Source organism: Pseudomonas nitroreducens (genome assembly GCF_014204515.1).
In the GTDB taxonomy this organism is placed as follows: domain Bacteria; phylum Pseudomonadota; class Gammaproteobacteria; order Pseudomonadales; family Pseudomonadaceae; genus Pseudomonas; species Pseudomonas nitritireducens_A.
The window spans coordinates 140,920-158,235 of the sequence record NZ_JACHLI010000001.1 but is presented as its reverse complement, the minus strand read 5'-3'; the positions used below and the strand labels follow the sequence as shown (position 1 = coordinate 158,235).

15 protein-coding genes are annotated in these 17,316 nt (G+C 54.7%); 9 read left to right on the top strand and 6 right to left on the bottom strand.

Annotated features, from left to right (window positions below):
- Nucleotides 1–3,404: 3,404 nt before the first annotated feature.
- Entirely contained in the window at nucleotides 3,405–4,283 is an 879-nt protein-coding gene (locus tag HNP46_RS00895; RefSeq protein ID WP_184585622.1) for a ParA family protein, read from the top strand.
- Nucleotides 4,273–5,226 (top strand): ParB/RepB/Spo0J family partition protein, encoded by a 954-nt coding sequence (locus tag HNP46_RS00890; RefSeq protein ID WP_184585621.1) that lies wholly within the window; start codon nucleotides 4,273–4,275, stop codon nucleotides 5,224–5,226. The genes HNP46_RS00895 and HNP46_RS00890 overlap by 11 nt, the downstream gene beginning before the upstream one ends.
- Before the next feature lie 51 nt (nucleotides 5,227–5,277).
- On the opposite strand, the gene HNP46_RS00885 is transcribed toward HNP46_RS00890, so the two are convergent.
- Complete coding sequence (locus HNP46_RS00885; protein ID WP_184585620.1) at nucleotides 5,278–5,952, bottom strand: hypothetical protein; 675 nt, start codon at nucleotides 5,950–5,952, stop codon at nucleotides 5,278–5,280.
- 115 nt (nucleotides 5,953–6,067) lie between these two features.
- Nucleotides 6,068–6,340 (bottom strand): HU family DNA-binding protein, encoded by a 273-nt coding sequence (locus HNP46_RS00880; protein WP_184585619.1) that lies wholly within the window; start codon nucleotides 6,338–6,340, stop codon nucleotides 6,068–6,070.
- A gap of 199 nt (nucleotides 6,341–6,539) precedes the next feature.
- Here HNP46_RS00880 and HNP46_RS00875 point away from each other — a divergent pair, with 199 nt between their 5' ends.
- Nucleotides 6,540–7,490, top strand: coding sequence for a hypothetical protein (locus HNP46_RS00875; protein ID WP_184585618.1), 951 nt, complete (start codon nucleotides 6,540–6,542; stop codon nucleotides 7,488–7,490).
- 12 nt (nucleotides 7,491–7,502) lie between these two features.
- On the opposite strand, the gene HNP46_RS00870 is transcribed toward HNP46_RS00875, so the two are convergent.
- A complete protein-coding gene (locus HNP46_RS00870) occupies nucleotides 7,503–9,383 on the bottom strand; it encodes a hypothetical protein (RefSeq protein WP_184585617.1) in 1,881 nt (626 codons plus the stop codon).
- Nucleotides 9,384–9,486: 103 nt separating this feature from the next.
- Here HNP46_RS00870 and HNP46_RS00865 point away from each other — a divergent pair, with 103 nt between their 5' ends.
- Together HNP46_RS00865 and HNP46_RS00860 are read left to right on the top strand one after the other, a co-directional pair.
- Nucleotides 9,487–10,200, top strand: coding sequence for a hypothetical protein (locus HNP46_RS00865; RefSeq protein ID WP_184585616.1), 714 nt, complete (start codon nucleotides 9,487–9,489; stop codon nucleotides 10,198–10,200).
- Between the two features lie 9 nt (nucleotides 10,201–10,209).
- Nucleotides 10,210–11,046 (top strand): hypothetical protein, encoded by an 837-nt coding sequence (locus HNP46_RS00860; RefSeq protein ID WP_184585615.1) that lies wholly within the window; start codon nucleotides 10,210–10,212, stop codon nucleotides 11,044–11,046.
- A gap of 9 nt (nucleotides 11,047–11,055) precedes the next feature.
- Here HNP46_RS00860 and HNP46_RS00855 read toward each other — a convergent pair whose 3' ends face one another.
- Complete coding sequence (locus HNP46_RS00855) at nucleotides 11,056–11,808, bottom strand: sigma-70 family RNA polymerase sigma factor (protein ID WP_184585614.1); 753 nt, start codon at nucleotides 11,806–11,808, stop codon at nucleotides 11,056–11,058.
- 98 nt (nucleotides 11,809–11,906) lie between these two features.
- Here HNP46_RS00855 and HNP46_RS00850 point away from each other — a divergent pair, with 98 nt between their 5' ends.
- The 4 genes from HNP46_RS00850 (at nucleotide 11,907) to HNP46_RS00835 (ending at nucleotide 14,469) form a co-directional block, all read left to right on the top strand.
- Complete coding sequence (locus HNP46_RS00850) at nucleotides 11,907–12,791, top strand: recombination-associated protein RdgC (RefSeq protein WP_184585613.1); 885 nt, start codon at nucleotides 11,907–11,909, stop codon at nucleotides 12,789–12,791.
- A 109-nt stretch (nucleotides 12,792–12,900) separates the two neighbouring features.
- Nucleotides 12,901–13,374 (top strand): hypothetical protein, encoded by a 474-nt coding sequence (locus HNP46_RS00845; protein WP_184585612.1) that lies wholly within the window; start codon nucleotides 12,901–12,903, stop codon nucleotides 13,372–13,374.
- Nucleotides 13,371–14,084: a hypothetical protein gene (locus tag HNP46_RS00840; protein ID WP_184585611.1), complete on the top strand. Its 714-nt coding sequence runs from the start codon at nucleotides 13,371–13,373 to the stop codon at nucleotides 14,082–14,084. The genes HNP46_RS00845 and HNP46_RS00840 overlap by 4 nt, the downstream gene beginning before the upstream one ends.
- Entirely contained in the window at nucleotides 14,077–14,469 is a 393-nt protein-coding gene (locus HNP46_RS00835) for a hypothetical protein (RefSeq protein WP_184585610.1), read from the top strand. The genes HNP46_RS00840 and HNP46_RS00835 overlap by 8 nt, the downstream gene beginning before the upstream one ends.
- On the opposite strand, the gene HNP46_RS00830 is transcribed toward HNP46_RS00835, so the two are convergent.
- Nucleotides 14,466–15,188, bottom strand: coding sequence for a hypothetical protein (locus HNP46_RS00830; protein WP_184585609.1), 723 nt, complete (start codon nucleotides 15,186–15,188; stop codon nucleotides 14,466–14,468). The two genes, HNP46_RS00835 and HNP46_RS00830, sit on opposite strands and share 4 nt — an antisense overlap.
- Nucleotides 15,175–17,280: a RecQ family ATP-dependent DNA helicase gene (locus HNP46_RS00825; protein ID WP_184585608.1), complete on the bottom strand. Its 2,106-nt coding sequence runs from the start codon at nucleotides 17,278–17,280 to the stop codon at nucleotides 15,175–15,177. Before HNP46_RS00825 ends, HNP46_RS00830 begins: the two co-directional genes overlap by 14 nt.
- Nucleotides 17,281–17,316 lie beyond the last annotated feature (36 nt).

Below are 17,316 nucleotides of genomic sequence, written 5' to 3'. Positions count from 1 at the left end.
AGGTGAAGTAATCAAACTTGACAACATGTCAATTAATACAGTGGTTTCGACGATTAACAAATCTGGATTAATGTACCTGCACACTGGTTACACACCACAATATGCTCACAGCGCCTGGCCTCGAGCCGAGTTCGATCACCTACCCCCCAAAAAAAAGCCCCCTCCATCAGAAGATCGAACACTCCCCACCACCCTACCCACCACATAACCCATGATCACCCTGGTTAGCTGATCCGCGCCTCTTCCTCCAACTCAGCCAGAAGCTCAGTCAGACCGGAACGGAGCTTCGGGTTTTCACATGATCAAGATCTTCAAGCTCCACCCTGAATCGCGCCACCCCTTAGAGGCTTTCTGATTTTAAAATCTGACAGAACCGCAAGGTGTTTCTCCGCGACATTTCAAGATGCGAACAAGCATAACCGTGCCTTCAAAATTGACGTTCTGCAAAATGCAGAAGCCTAGGCTGTATACATGTACAGCCATGCAAACAATGTCTTGAGTCAAGCCTCCCCTCCTCCTCCCTGCCATCACCCAGGATTGCGCTCTCCTCTCAGCGAGTGATCCCGAGATGCATTCTTCGCAAGCGATCAGTCAAAGACTTCTATGCATGACTCATTGGCCATCAAGTAGCGAAGCCTTATCAAACACGTCTGTTCCAGGCGAATAACAGAAAGGGGCTAACCACCCCGGCACTTAACCTCCTGGGCCTCCTCAGTTTTCCTATCAACATCTAACACCCCATAGACCAGAAATAAGCACCTCACCCAACGCAAAGCCCTGCACTACAACCGCTCACGACATCGGCCCTATCCAAAGCCAAAACCGCTAACAACTAACGACAAACCCAGGGACTAACCATAGCGATGGACGGAGATCGGATTTCAGAACCCTTAAGCTCACGACCATGGCACGACCTTCAAAGCGAACCGATAGATAATGGACAACAACATAAGAATTTGACCACGCATCTAACCCACCCCAGGAGCACTCTTCTCATATGGAATTTCGCTTAGCTGATGGCGGCGCAATTCAAATACAACAGGCTTTAGCCAAGGACACACGCGCTACGGAGCGACCACTATCAATAAGCGGACGGGTCAATTTTTCTTCTGCACTTTGCAGAAAGATCCTTCACACCTATACACGATTAGAAGACAGGAACATTAAGGCGTACCACAAGCCAAAGCGGACACCTTTAGAAGGCAACCTAGTCACCACTAAAGCCAGTAACAAAAAAGATTACCAACCGCTAAACGAACGACACCCAACCCATCCCTCCAACAGTACGCCGCAAGAAGACTCCAAGACGCGAGACTCTTTCTGCATTTTGCAGAAACAACACCCCACCCTCAGTAGATCATCACCTCATTTGGAAGACTCCCGACAAGCATGCGGAACCTTCTAAAGATGCAAAGCAGGCGAAGCCGAACTGCTGGCGAGAACCGCTCAAGGGAGGTCGCATTGCGAATATTCTGCACAATGCAGAAACTATCCAGCCCCAAAGGAGCCAGCCCCATCGACCTGCTTCTGCAAAATGCAGAAGTCACACGAGGCAGTTTCTGCAAAATGCAGAACCCGCCAAACGCGAGGATTTCTGCATTTTGCAGAACCCAGATCATGGGTCTCAGGGAGATGGATGCGCCGTCTGAGAAGGCTTTTTCTGCAAAATGCAGAAGAAGAAATGACGATAAATATCGGGATTCATATGTAGAATTTGATACTAAAATGACAGAAATCCGTTTATTTGCGGATATATAACCAGTTTGCTCCTTCTGCAAAATGCAGAAGTCGGTGCTCCGTCGACTGCAGGTATTGGTTAAACGCGAAGCTGACTGCTGCGCCTCGCCCACCTTGAGAAGGCGTCCAGACATGCAATAAGAGCACGAAGAGACGCTTGCCCTTGCTCAGGAGAGTCGAACAAGGCCCCTCCATTTCTCGGAGCGTGGCGTTCTTTGAGCAGGCCGCGAGGACATTACTGTCTGCCCTGACCCGACCTCTCATCAGGCGATGCATTAGCCTGCCACGCCTACTCTGTCTATGGTTAGTCATTCCGCCACGCAGCTCCCTGGACAACCTAGCACTCAAAACAAGCCCTGGTCGCACCATCACCTGCTCCTTCTCCTGCTCCAGTTCCTGCACCTGCTCCAGTTCCTGCACCTGCTCCAGTTCCTGCTCCAGTTCCTGCTCCAGTTCCTGCTCCAGCTCCAGCTCCAGCTTCTCCTGGAGTCTTGCAACGACAGAAGGATTTCATGTCGGCCGGCTGTTTCGCTTCTAGGTGTCCCGTAATGACCAGCATGGGGTTCGGGGAAATGGCGGGGTCAACCGTGATATCAAAATGAAACCCTGGGACTTCCGTAGAGGTTCTCTAGACCCGATGCCTCCAACACTCAGCCCTGGGGGTTCATAGATGGCTCGAATCGGACTTTCTGCAAAATGCAGAGCCTCTCGCGCTCGCCACTTTCTGCATTTTGCAGAACCCTCACTTCAAGAGCTCAGCGCCGGCCTTACCCACGAAGATTTGTTGAGTAGCATCATCCCTTCCAAAGCCTCTCAGTGATCTTCTGCAAAATGCAGAAAGCATTACATCGGGCGATAAGAAACCCTTCAATGCCGATGCCATACCGGGCGAGAAGGTAGACGATTACTGCATTCTCCAGAGGTCGATAATCCAGGCTCTGGATATCGCTCGGCGAAGACATAGAAACCTCATCTCGAAAACTCACTTTCCAAGGTGAGTTATGTTTCGAGTTCCACATCCAAGGAACGGTATAACTGCAAGGCCGGGTGACCAATCCCAACCTGATGGCATCCGGGCCTTGCTGACTACTTTTCGTTTACGTCTATCGAGCCCCAGGGCTTCTGCATTTTGCAGTTCGCAACCGGGAGATTCACTCAAGTCTTGTCGAGTTGAGTGAAGCGATATCAATCGGCTCTCACGACCGAAGCTAATAACCAGGTCAAGACAGGACTTCCTACGCGTCACCGACCGATGATCTCAGATCGGTTGCTAGAGCAAGACGGTAGCTGCGATTTCGATCCGACACTCGATCATCTGCCTTGCCTCATGTACTGCAAAATGCAGAAGCAACAGGAGCAGCTGGCCAGCCCATACGTTTCGCTAATCCGTGAACTCTAGAACCACGGGCTAGTCAAACCAGGCACGGATAACGCTTAGCTTTAACTGCATTTTGCAGAAAGCCGAGGCAAGGTGAGACGCGAGCTCCTCGGTTGGTATTCGACGGAGTAGGGGAGGGCACTGCATTTTGCAGATGACAAGCCTTGTAAGATCGTGCGTCACCTTTCTTAGAGAAAAATGTCTACCTTACGATTTGACGCATCCTTAGAGAAAAGGTATATTCTTACGCACAGACCGATAACTAGACGTCAGATCAAGGAAGCAGGACATGAATCAAGCGCTGAACGCTGTCACGAACGTTCTCCGTAACCGCACAGCAAAAATTCTCGCGTTTGCAAACAACAAAGGCGGGGTGGGGAAGACGAGCACCGCGATCAACGAAGCGGCTGTGCTTGCAAGCAAAGGCCGTCGCGTTCTGTTCATCGACTTCGACGAATCGATGAACAGCACAAATCATCTTCGTGATCCGGAATCGGGGGAGAGTTGTTTCCCGCTCTCTGATCTGATCTCCCAGAAAGACATGAAAATTGAGGATTGCATCCTCAATCACACTCGACTCCAAAACCTTCATGTCATTCCGGCAGAGCCGGGCCTGCGCAACACCATCAACCGGATCGCACAAGATCCTCGCGCTCTGGTGGAACTGGTTTCCAGGCTGACCCAAAAGCTCGAAGTACTCTTTGATGAAGAGCAGACCGAACTACCATTCGACGTGATCATCATCGACGCTACTCCGGCAATGGATCACGCCGCGAAAGTAATCATGTCTCTGGCCACCCATATCCTTTATGTGGTTGACCAAAGCGGCTATGCGATTGATGGCCTGAAAAACTTCGTTAGCTCTGAAGAGTTCAACGAAGCTGTTGCGCTTAACGAGAACCTCAAGATCTGCGGTGTGCTTCTTAATAAAGTTGATACCCGCACAGCTCTTTCCAGGGAGCTTTTGAAAGAAAAGATGCTCGCTGGGATACCGCGCCTTGAGCATTACATCCCTCACCGTGTGGAAGTGGAAGAGGGAACTCACTTCAAACAATTCGCGATTCAGCAGAATCCGGGTAGTTTGCTGTCGAAAAAATACAATGAGCTGGGTGATTACCTCATTAACGACATGCAGCTCACCCAAAGGGGGGTAGTAAATGGCCAGTAAAAAACTTGGGCTTCAAGCCCATCTTCAGGGCGGAGCGACACCTCCTGTAGAAGGAAAGCCTTCCGTTTCAACCTATGCCTCGCAATATACTAAAACTGACGAGGCCATGGAGAACGAAACGGTACAAGAGCTGGACAACAAACTCTGTATCCCTAACCCATTCCAAAACAGGCAGAAGTTCGATCAGGACGAAATCGACGCTCTTGCTTCACAGATCAAAGAAAACGGACAGCAACAAGCTATCGGCGTCCGCAAGAAAAACGGGCGTTACGAGATCATCTTCGGTGAGCGTCGCTGGCGTGCCTGTAAGGCCCTGGGAATCCCGGTCAAGGCTGTGATCAGGATCGTTTCGGATCGGGACATGGCTTACTTGTGCATGACCGAGAACGCCGGCCGTGTACGAACCTACGACTTTGAGATCTGGGTTGGTATTGATAACCTCCAGAAGCTGCACGAAGACGAAGACACTATTCGTCAGCGTTTGTGTATTGTTTATGAGGATTGGACTAAGTATGTCCGATTCGGAAATTTGCCAGATGTCGTTAAAGATGCCCTAGCAGATTACCCATCTGCACTTGGCCGTAACGAGGCCATGTACATCACCAATCTGTACAGCGCTAACGAAGAGGATGCAGAAAAAAAGAAGAGCATCACCTCTGAGCTTTTGGAGTGCATAAAACTGTACAGCAGGAAGGAAATCTCTAGCCGAGCTGAAATTATCAGGCGTCTTTCGGCTATTGCTGGGCCGCCTAAGTCCAGAAGAAAAAGACAGAAAGTAAACGTTGACCATGTAATCAAGCATGAAGGCGTTCAAGTCGGCGATATGACTGTTACTCCTACCGAGCTCAAACTCGTCGTGAGTAAAGAAAATTTGCCAAAAGATCGTTACGACGCTTTGATGGAAGTGCTAGCAAAGTTCTTCAGCGTCGAAGCTGTCTCGTAGGCAAGACAAATAAAAAGCCCCGCATTGCGGGGCTTTTTATTTGGTAGATGTTCATGCACGCGAATCAAACATCAGGCGCCTCAAATAAGCTGTTCTCCTGGGTGTGTGGAACTCTACCTCTTTAATGACATGCGAGGGGAGGGCGATTCGGTTCATTCCCTCAAGTATGATGTCAGGGTGCGCGCTGAAGAGAGCTTCCATCTGACCTAAGTTCTTGCGAATTTCCATGGTGGAAGTCGACACCAGGGTTTTGATCCCCTGCAGTTCAGCTTGCGCTTCATCAGGTAACGCAAAACGGGCACGCGCAACATGAGGCTCGATAGACTTAAAGCGATCAATGATCACGTTGCTCAGAATTAGGATCTTGTTCTTCGCCTTGACCGTGACATTCTTGAGTTCGAGCTCGGCTATATTACGGTCACAGACCGTTTCCGGCAGCTGATCAACGTAGTGCCGAGGAAACATGGAGGAAAGTTGATCAAGGAACGCACGAGCTGCAGAGAGAGCCATGTGGCCATCCTTCTTAGCCTGAAGAAGAGCCAGGTTTAGGGTGACGGCTTCAATCTCACACGCAATGCGAAGTGTTGCGACGACGTTGGCTGGCGTCCGATCCCTCGCTTTGGCCTCAACCAGGCCAGCGCGAAGGTTCTCGAGGCGCAAGCGCTCAAACTCAAGCTCGTCTTTTTCTTGGAAATTGTTCTGCCGGCGAATGGTGGGATGTCGCATGCGTACCTCTTTGCAATTTCGCGATAATAGAGCATAGAAATGCAGTGGACAAGGCGACACCCCTGAAACGAAAACGGCCTGCTCAAGGCAGGCCGTTTCGAACCGAGAAAGCTTCTTAGCCGAAGGCTTTCTTGACCTTGCCCTGGGGCTTGATGGACACGACGTCTTTCGCGGCGATGGCAACCGGCTGCTTGGTCTGCGGGTTGGTGCCGGTACGGGCCTTACGGTGGGACTTGGTCAGGATGGCCATGTCCGGCAGCGAGAACTTGCCGTTGATTTGCACTTCGGAAACGGCGATTTCAACCAGCTTGTCCAGCACGGCGCGCACTTCGGTCTTGGCCTGGCCAGTGCCCTGGGCGATAGCGTCGATCAGATCTTGTTTGTTCATGGTTCACTCCAGCTTGAGGGTTGGGACAGCGCATCCCTGCTACAGGGCCACAACTGCTGGCACGAATTATATGGCGGGGCAGGGGGGTGTCAAGCTTGCAGCCCAGTAAGATCGTGCAATTTATGGCTAAAGGCTTGCTTGCCTGCGTCATCCGGCTTCATAGTAGGTAAAGAGAAATGCGTCCCCACGGTGACACCACATGAGCACAAACAGGAAAAGCCCACAACCGAACAAAGAGCGACTGGTGAAAGCCTTTAGCTTGGAGTACTGCTTTCCTGGCGAACTGATGGTTGGCTGGGAGGCTCACCACATCTCAGGTGATGAGTACAACATGATCCGCGAGGACGGCCTCAAGCGCCACATCAGCCTTCACCGCGAGATCATGACCCTTGAAGGCAAGGTCGTACCGTACAAGGACGACTCTGGTGTCCTGCGCTTTGGTGACAAGAGCGTAGTCATCGGGAAAGACATCAACCATGAGTTCCACGCTAGGAAGAAGCAGGAACGCGGGCAGGGTGCGGGCAAGAAGCAGGTTTACCTCATCATGCAGAACAACCCGCTGCGCAACATTGGCGAGCTGGAGCTCGGCCAGGAGGTTGATGGTAAGCCCCTAGCACTGGTGGATAGTCACATCCTTCAGTATGGGGAGCGCAAGATCGTCGTTTACCCGAAGATGAAGGAAACTGTGCTTCTGGTGATGAATAAACCACTGCACGGCGGCTTCCTCGCCTACATCAACGTGAAGGATGAACAAGAGGGATACAGCTGGCGCGATGGCGGCGGGGCCCCAGCAGGCGCACTTATCCGGCCGGCCAACCCCGGTGAGCCTGCGCGCTATGTGGAAGAGATTGCCGGGGAGATCCTCGACACGGCTCGATTCTGGCCTGAAGGCTCCAGGTCGATGGTGCGTTACGAATTCAGATCTCCCAAGGACGCTATGACCGAGCAGAAGCTCACTCAGCAGCTGGAGAAGACTGCTGAAATTGCTCTGCGCGCAGGTATTGAGCCCGAGGACTACTTCGAGCACGAAGAGATCGTCACTCGACTCAAAGAGCTGGAGAAGCGATGGGTCAAGGGGCAGATGGGTTGCACTGTGGGTCGAGAGTTCTTCTTCCCCGAAACGAGCCCATCCCCGTCCTTGGGGCGTTAAGCCTAGGCTTGCTCAGAGCAAGCCGCGCTTCTTGAGAATCGCAGCAAGCCCGCCACTGGCGGGCTTGTCTGTTTCTGGCTCGCCATCTGGCGCTGGTAGCGATGGAGGGGTTACCCCGTCTGGTTGGGCAAAGCGGGCACCTTCATCAGTAGCCTCTCCAGCGGCCGCAGAATCAACGATCACCATTTCCCCTACCACAGACGAGTCGGAAGGGTATTCCAGTTCATCCTGGGCCTCCTGGGGCTCCTCCTGGGCGGTATCGAGCGCATCCTGGGCAATGGAAGCTACAACTTGCTCTCGCTCTTCCTCGGCAATCCTGAGCTGTTCGTCTGTGACATCAAGCTCTAGGAGATCGGCCAAGGAGTCATCTTCTTCCTCGACAAGTTCTGACGACGCTTCGTGAACAACCGGCTCCGCCACAGGCTCAGGCTCAGGCTCAGGCTCAGGCGAAATGGTGAGATCCGGCACGAGCTCTGCGGAAACCTTTACTTCGAATACTCCGGGAGACTCGGGATCTTCATCCGGTGAATGCTCAGCAATTACTTGCTGAGGATCAGATACCTCTTCAGCTTCAGCTCCCTGAGGTACGTCATCCTGGCCGACCTCTGGCACTGGGAGATCCTCGCTGAATTCGAGCGTCTCTGGTACGCCCTCGGTTTCTTCTGGGAGGGGGAGAGTCAGATCATCGTGATCATGGGCCAGCGCTTCTACATCGTTAATCGGCGGAGCCCCTACACACCATTCGGGGAGACTGATTGGCGACGGCCAGCATATGCCGAGTGGCAACCGAGCAAACGGATCAATAGCACCTGCTACCAGGGCCATGGCCCTGTCATCCGACTTAAGCCCGAGGCGAGCTACCGAGCTCTCAGGTGCATCCAGGACGTAATACTTGCCCAGGAAGTGATCGCCACCTTCCTCACGCTTGGTCAGCGTGAAAGCTACCTGGCAGATCGTAGGCTCGTTGTTGATGAGGAACTTCTGCTTCAGCTTTGCCATGGACGCGCCAGGATCACGGCTGAGGTAGTAGTTTTTGAACTGGGTGCCGGCGGCGTATCGGCGGATCGGCATCAGCCTGATCCTGAACAGGGTCTTGTCGACTTTGATCCGTTCCAGGTTCGCGAAGTAGAACGAGAGAACGTCCTCTGCCGGCTGGTACTTGCCGGTCTGCTTGCTCCAACGTGGGAACAGCTCTTGGCAGCCGTATCCCTCAGGAGCTTCGGCCTCGCCCTCCAGGCGCGCCAGAAGGCCCATGACGGCGCCATGCTTTGAACGCTCATCGAAGACAAGCTTTGCGTACTCAATCACTGCAGCCTTGTCGGTCAGAGGAAGGGTGACCTCACGGGCCTCGTCGTAAATGTGCCCGTGGAAAAGGTGGAGAGAAGGATCATCAAGCTCACGGCGCTTCTGCTCTACCAACGCCTCCCAGCCGATGGGCTTGGTGTCCTGGAGGTTTTTGATGGCCTCCTGGTTGCGACGCAGTGCCTCGGAGTTGATGATCAGCGCAATACGTCCCTTTCCGAAGATTGGAGCGTTCGTCTCCGAATGGTCAGCCAGGACGAAGGCCCACTTGGCCACGTAGGTGGGGATCGTGTTCTTCCTGGATTCCTCGAGCTCACAGTTTGTGAAGAGCAGGATTCCTTCGCGGTTTTCGCGGCTGTTCTCCGGCGACGCAAGGCATAGATTCTTGGCCTTGATGTCAGTCCTGGAGAACTCGGCGATGCTTGGAGGTGTTTCGCGGGTTTTTCGAGAGGTGTCGATGCGCAGCTTGATGTTCACCTCGGTGCCATCCAGAGTGACACCTTGAACCGAGTGAAGCTTCTCATCCCCGCGCTTGTTGTAGCTTCGGGGGAACAGGACGATAGCTTCTTCGTGAGCGCGCAACATTGTCATTTGACCTCAAAATGAATAGACTCCGCGCTCCTCGCAAGCCTCAATTTTATACAAATTGCAGGCCTGACTGCCACCTTCCATCACAGAAGCAGGAGATTCAACGATGGACGATTTGAGCCATGAGCTCAGGGCTGCCGGGATGCCTTTCATCGAGCGGGCCATCTGTCGAGAGCTGAATGCAATGCTGATGGCGGCAAGGCCGGCCGGCAAGCTGCAGATGGCGGTTGATGCCTGGGCTCGTGAATGGGAACTCCCACCAGAGCAGCTTTGGAGCGCGATAGGCGCCCTTGAAAAGTGTGGTTACTGGCTGGTCGACTACAGCAACATCGAGCCGCTGCTGATCTGTGAGTCCATTAGCCAGGCTGCCAAAGGGATCGCCCGGAAGCAGACCACCAGGATGCACTCCCGCCTGAAGGAGAAGACAGTCCAGGATCACGTCGAGACGCTCGACTTGGTCAAGGTTGGTAAGTCCGTCGTGCAGGAGGTTACCCTGATAATCCCGCGCGCTGAGCGAAAGCCGTTCATGGAAGGCGGGTATCCGGGCTGGCTCCCGTGCGAGAATTTCAGCATCGACGGTATCGCGTTCAAGCCAGATGATGGACTTCTCCAAGCCTTGCGCACGGAGTTTCCGAGTGTAGACATCGAGGCAGCACTTGCACTCATGTTCTCAGAGCTGCGACACAACGCCAGGCCTAAGATCCGGATGATGCACTTGTGGATCAGGAACTGGCTCAAAGAGAGCGGCTCCAAAGCCCAGGTGCAGGCCTCTGAAGAGGATCACATGGCAGCCCTGTTGGATCTGATTGAAAACCGCTAGGTGGCGAACATGCAGGACGAACAGCAAAAGAAAGAACTCTACCCCAAGCTGTTGGCTGAAGCCGCCAAGCTCTACAAGCACTTCACCACCAGGTACAACATCAAGTTGGTGGAGGATCAGCTCGGGGTGAGCAACACCTACCTGCCGAATCTCGTTGCTGAGCTGGTTTTCGCAGGGATTACGCTTGAGACCCTGATACAGCTGAGAGAGTGGATGGGAACCGGGTTGGCCCCGTTCGTAAAATTTCCTCCCAGTATGGAAACGGTGGTTCAGCTTGCGGGTACGGTGCAGTGTTATCCGTACAACGAATACGCCAAGAGCGTCCGCCAGGCCTGGGCCCACGTGGATGTCAAATTCGGGGTTTGCTACGCCCGCTGGAAAACAGAAATGTCCATCGAGTCCCTGGTAAGGGAACGCGTGTGGATCGCCGACCTGGAAAGCATGTCTGCTACTCCAGAGGAAATCCGGCAGGCAGAACACGCGATCACCAACTGCCCAACCTTCCGCGTGTTTGCGCCAAACTCCACCCAGTTCCTGGATGCCGTTCAGGCCAGCCGCAGGGGCGTGCCAATCATCGAAGAGGCATGGTTCTCGGCAATCAGCGCCCATTCGGGGACAGACCTCCACCCGCTGGTGCGCAAGGCCATTGGTCGGGCAGGGGGCTTTGAGAAACGCGAGAACGGTAAAAGTACTCGTGAACTGGAAGAGCGGTTCAAGGCCATGTACCGCACATGGCTCTATGACGGGTCTTCACTGGAAGAACCGCGATCCGAGGTACAGGAGGAGGATACTGATCGTCAGGCCTCGAAAGAAGAGATCCTGAGCATTTTCGGGAAAGGGCGATAGGCCGCCGTCTCAGCCGGCGGGAAGCAGCGATCTTAGCTTCCCAATGGCTGCCACCTCGATCTGCCGAACGCGCTGGGGGGTAATGCTGAAGCGCGCCGCCAGTTCAGCCAGTGTCGAATTGGGGTCTTGCAGGTAACGGCCCTGGATAATCTCAAGCTCACGTTCGTTGAGCTTCGCTAAGGCCAGCTCCAACTCAAGGAGTTGGTGCTCATCATCCACATCGAAATCCGGCTCTTCCGATGAAAGCCTATCGAGAGTCGCGTGCGCATCAGCCGTGTACGCCGACATGTTGTGCACCCAGGTATTGAGCAAGACAACGATCCTGAACATGCCCACACCATGCTCTTGGCTGAGTTCGTTGATGATCAGGGTGTTGAGTGCGGTGCCGGCGCGCACGCGTGTTCGAATGGCTTTGATCAGCTCACGCTCGCGGCTTGAGAGCTTGGGCTTATCCTCGACGAGGTATCTGAGGAAGTGGATGAGCCGCCGGCTCATTCGCTTGTGGGCAAAGGCCGCGAAGGCGTCGCCCAGCTCTACATCCCGCTCGAGGGTAGCCTCCCAGAGGGCAAGCTGCACCTCCTGGAGCGCATCCTTGGCGATACTGGGGTTGAAGGCACACTTCTCCCGGACGAGAGCCTTCGCCAACGGCTGGTGGGCCGTCCAGATGGCTAGCTGTTCGCGCCTGGCTACGGGATCGGAAGGTGACACAACGAGACCGACAATATAATGGAAAAGGAGCAGGCAGGGAGTCTGCGGATTCACTTCCACTCTGTCAATTAATCTGTAATTATCACGTCCCCTTCGGTCGCCTCGACGGGCTGCCGTACCCAAGATCACGGAGATGGAGCGATTCCTTTACAATGAAATTCTCAAACATCAACGCCTACCGCATCGATCCCATCGACGTTGAGGCATTCCAGGAGCACCTGGAGTCGAAGGCATTCCAGCCGATCAGGGACAAGCAGCATGAGACTCAGGGCTTTGCCCAGATCTTCGGCCTTGAGCAGCGCGTCTTCGAGCAGAATAAGTGCTTCCTATTCTGCCTACGCACCGAAACCCGTCGAGCTGACCCTGGTGCCGTAAAGACTGAGCTGGATAAGCGTATCCAGATCCTCAAGCTCGAGCGCGGTGGTGAGAAGATCAAGAGCAGCGAGCGCCGGGACATCAAAGAGGAAATCACCAAACGCCTCACTGACCAGGCGGCGCCAAGGGCAAAAGACCTCTGGGCCTACATCGACAACATCAACAAGCTGCTGATCATCGACACGGGCAGCGCTAAGAACGCTGATGTGATGGTTTCGGCCATCCGCGACGGCATGTCCTCAAACGTCATCTATCCGATGCGTCCGCAGCACAACGTGAAGACCTGCATCACTACCTGGATGCAGCACGCGCAGATGCCCAAAGACCTGCTGTTCGGCGACTCCTGTATCCTGGAGCGCGATGGCAGCCAGATCAAATACAACAAGAACGACCTGGATGACGAGCGCCTCCGCGAATACCTCACGGAAGGCTATGTCATCAGTCAGATCAAGCTGCAACACGACAAGAAGGTCGATTTCAGCCTGACCGAAGACTTTGTCTTCAAGGGCTTCAAACTCACCGATGCCGCATTCGAAGACCATGATGCCGGCACCGGGGAGCCGCTGGAGCTGCTTGCGGCAGACATGATCCTGATCTCCAAGTACGTCTCAGAGCTGCTGACCACCATGGTTGAAAACCTGGGCGGTGAATTGGAGCATTAATCTCCAATTTCGTACAAAAGGCCAAGTGTAGAACTTTTGCGGTTTGTTGTTTAAGATCGCATTAGTTCACGCTTGGCTTTTTAGTTGCCGGGCCGTTCGGAGAATTCCAATGACACTTCCGATGGAAGTTGAAGGCCTGGTCTATGAGGACATTGAGACAAGCCTAAACAAGATCAAGATGGCATTCATCGAGGTTGATGAATCGCGCGGTGACGTGCACTACCTGGGGGTAGGGCCGGCTGGCGGCCATCTGTTCCAAGCCTACCTGTCTTGGCTACCGGGCAAGACCAAGGCTCGCCTCGGCAAGAGCTCGGCGCTAGCGCGCTTGCCGGCCGCAACACATCTCTCCAGCAGCTTCCCTGACCTTCCTGTGCGTAGCTTCAACGAAGCCATCAAGCTCAAGGACATTCAGGAAGTCATCATCATCGGAAAGCACAGCGTTGCGGTTGATGACGGGAAGAAGATCTACGTGATCCAGGAGAAGATCATATTCGACAATATGATGCGCCTGTATCGCAGTCTTCACCGGGTTACGAGCCAGGTGGACATTGACGAGCAGCAGCAGGAGGCGAAGAAGAAGTGAGAAAGCCTCTGAGCGTGCTGGCGCTCATCTTGGTTTCGATCTCGACATCGGCGGTTGCCAACCCCGTATTCAAGTCTGCCCTGGAGGAGTTCGTCGCCAGGCCAACCGACAGGAGCTCTCTTGCAATTTTGCAGAAAAGGCTCGACCCCAACGTGGGGGCTTCCCCTTCGGTGTTCTCCGAGTGGAGTAACAAAGAATCAGCCGGTAATGATCTCCAGGCCTGGGCAAGGGCAGGGACGAATCTTATCGAAATGGCTGATCACTACATCGTTTTCCAGCCTCAGTTCGCCCGGAGCGCCATCAATGGTGCGGTAGTTCCCCAGGATGGTCTGTTCAACCTCGACCGACCTGTTGCTGCCAGTTACAGCCTCCCCAAGGCGATCATGAACAACGGGTATGTGGTCGTTGCCGGCCTGCCGGCGAATTCTGACGTCCACACCTCATCCGCACGGATGCTGAAGGGTCTGCCCCCGGCCGGCCCGGATGGAAAGCCCATCCTGGTATGCAAGATGGGCAAGGGGCCTTCCTCGTACTACTACGAGCTCAGCAGCACTCAGCGTGTCCGGCTACGTGAAACCACCGGCCTACCGTTCAGCCAGTGTCTGCCCCCGTATGCGCAAAGTGCCTACTGGAAGGCCAGGCTCGTTGATTTCGTCGGCCCAGACGGGGCCTATACGGATCGCGTCGAGACAGGGCGAGTTCATGATTGAGTTGGAAGAGGGCGCACAGAAGGCTCTCCAGGACGCTGCAAGGCGAATTCCTGCAGAGATCGAGCGATTGGTCAGTGAGCTAGGGCTGAAGCACGGCGACGTCACAGGCGCGATTGCAGGGGGCGCGTTGCACCTGCGCATCTCCCTCTACGCATCTGATCAGGAAAGCATCTGGGCTCAGCAGTGGTTTGCCAATCGAGATGCGCTGAACCTTCCGCATGAAGTAATCCCTGGTGAGAGGGTCGTGGATCAGGCCGGAGACGTGTGGAAGCTGCAGGGCCTGGACGCGATCTCCGTGGAGTTTCCAGTGCGCCTGGTGAGCGAAGAGGGCGGGGTGCGTATGGCCTCTGTGGAAGCCGGCAGAGGCCTGTCCCCGGCAGCCTAGAATCCGAGTCCGATCTGAGTGTCCCCAGGCTCTGGGGCAGCTTTCGGCCGCTCGAAGTAATCCATCCCGACGAAGTCGCAGATACGCCTACGGTGGTCATCGCGTTCCAAGTTGAATACGGGGCGGTTGTAGCTGGCCGCGAGCAGGATGGCGATACCGGTGCCGCCAGTTACCCCTTGCTTGTACCCGGAGAAGTCGATACAGCCGTCAGGTGTCCAGCAGATAACGAAGTCAGTCATCCCTTCCAGATCGCGTCGGAGAACCTGGCACACGTTGCGGATGAATGCCTCTCGTGTGAAAGATTCCTTGCCGGTTAGCTTCACCTGACCGGGGCCGTCGCCAATCTGCGAATCGCTCAGCGAGATGAACCGAGGGACTGACCCGAGCCTTGAGTAAACCTGCTCGATGAGGATCTGGCGACAACGGTTTCGGATGAGCGGATCGGTAACTAGCAGGCCATGCTTGTTCCCGTTGAACCCTTTGTACGGGAGTATCAGATCGAATCGATGATCCTCAATGAGTTGACGGATAGCATCGTCATCCCCAAGGGCCTTTTGAGCCTCCATGTCAGCCCCAGGGGCGCCCCCACTACCTAGGTCATAGCCACGCTCGTACAAAAGCTTATGGGCCGCGCGCCCTAGAAGAGTGCCGATGGGATAGTCCGGCGTATTAGGGGTCTCGCGGGAGCCAACCATGGTTGCGAACTTACGCTGATACATCTTCGGCCTTCGGAATTTTGCTGATGGCTAAGGTCACCCCTCCAGCATACTTTCGGAGCCAAGAAGGGTTAAACCCGGCGCCGGTCAGGCTGGACTCCGTAACATCGTCCAGAACGACGATCTTCTTGAGCTGGGCTTCGGAGCAAATCTGGATCTCGGCGCAGTCTTCGCGGTAAGCGGTTGCTTTACGCCAGGCCTTGAGCACCTTCATGCGTTGCTCAACCTCCTGGATTGAAACGATGCGGCCTGTTTCAACCGTGATCTGAGGTACAGAACGTGGCTCGATCACCAGTTTGCCGTCAATCCAGAGGTGCCCTTGCTCGGTGAGGGCGTTGTCCTGGGTGAGGATCTCCCGCTCGACCAGCATGTCCCGCCAACGGCGAATGTCTGAGACAGCGTTCCAGGCGAATCGTCCGAACACTTCCTGCTCTCCTGGCGTGAGCTCGTCGGGAGAGAGTGTCCCCAGCAATACGTGCAGCCAGCGGCTGCCCTCAGCGCCCACCAGAGGCTGCAGGTTCTTTGCGAGGTTGATCAGGGTGCTGGTGCGTACCGTCTTCTCTAGCGGCCCTATTGCGAGCTGAGAGAGTGATTCCCGCTGGCAGTTGTCACACATGCCACAGCGGTAGATGGGTTTACGCTCGTCGAAGTAGCGGAGCATCGTCCAGCGCCGGCAGAGGTTAGTCTCGCACCAGTTGCACATGGCACTGAGCTTGCTCCAGTCGTTCTTGCGTACTTCCTCGATCCAGTAGTAGTCGGAGTCATCCTGCCAATTGGCGAGGGTGTACACCCCCTCGAAGACCTCCAGTTCACCCTGGTTCACAAGCATGCCAACGGTGGCCTGGACGTCGACCATCTTGATGTCGCTCTGGGAGCTGTTGAGGCCCTCCAGGACGGAGTTGATGATCGACTGCTGCCGGCTGGCCTGCAGGCTGATGTGCTTGAAGCTCAGTGGCGCGGGCCCATTCACCAGGATCTTTCCAATAACCCGCTTGATGGGCTCGATCTTGGCGCCATTGGGGTTGGTCACCCCGATGAAGTAAGCGTGGATGGATCGGTCATTCGGGTGATAGAGCAGGATGGCTTTCGCCGGCAGTCCATCACGTCCAGCGCGGCCCGACTCCTGGGAGTACGCCTCGACTGAGCCCGGCATCTGGGGGTGAATTACCAAGCGCACGTTGGGTTTGTCGACACCCATTCCAAAGGCGCTGGTGGCCACCAGGACGCGAATCTTGTCGTTGAGGAAGTCTTCCTGGATCTGGTTCTTTTCGTCGGTGGGGAGCTTTCCGTGGTAACGGTTCGCTTGAACCCCGAAATCCTGCAGGTAGTGGCAGACCTTCTCCACCTCTTTGACCGTCACGCAGTAGACGATGATGCAGTCTTCGGGGTGTTCCATTACCAATCGCAAGACATCGTCCGAGCGGTTGGTGTTGGCGCAAGGGATGACCGAATAGGTGATGTTGTCCCGGTCGAAGTCCTGGATGTGCACCTCAGGGGCCTTGAGGCGCAGCATTCGCACGATGTCTTCCTGCACCTTGCTGTTGGCGGTCGCCGTGAACGCCAGGCGCTGGATCGGACGCTGCAGGTAGTCCTCGATCTCGTCCAGGTACTCACCGACCTTGGCATAGGCAGGGCGGAAGTTGTGACCCCATTGGGAGGCGCAGTGAGCTTCGTCCACTGCGAAGACGCGAACAGGTGACCGGATCAGAGCCCCGAGGAACTCTGGGTCTTTCATCCGCTCTGGGGAAATGTAAAAGAGGGTGTACTTCCCTTTGGAAAGTCCCTCATACCGAAGTCTCATTTCTCCGGCAGGAATTGACGAGTTGGCAAATGTTGCTGAAATCCCCTTTTTATCGAGGGCTTCAACTTGGTCTTTCATCAAAGAAATGAGCGGACTGATAACAATCGTGGTTCCGCCAAGATGAATCGCCGGCAACTGGTAGCAGAGGCTTTTGCCCCCAGATGTCTTCAAGATCGCCAGGATATCGCGACCGTTGAGCACCGAGTCGACGATGGGCACTTGGCCTGGCCGCAATTCGTCAAAGCCAAAGTATTTCTTGAGAGTTATCCGAAGTCCGTCTTTGGGATCTATCACTTTATTGCCTTTATTGACTAGAATGGCAAATCCAAA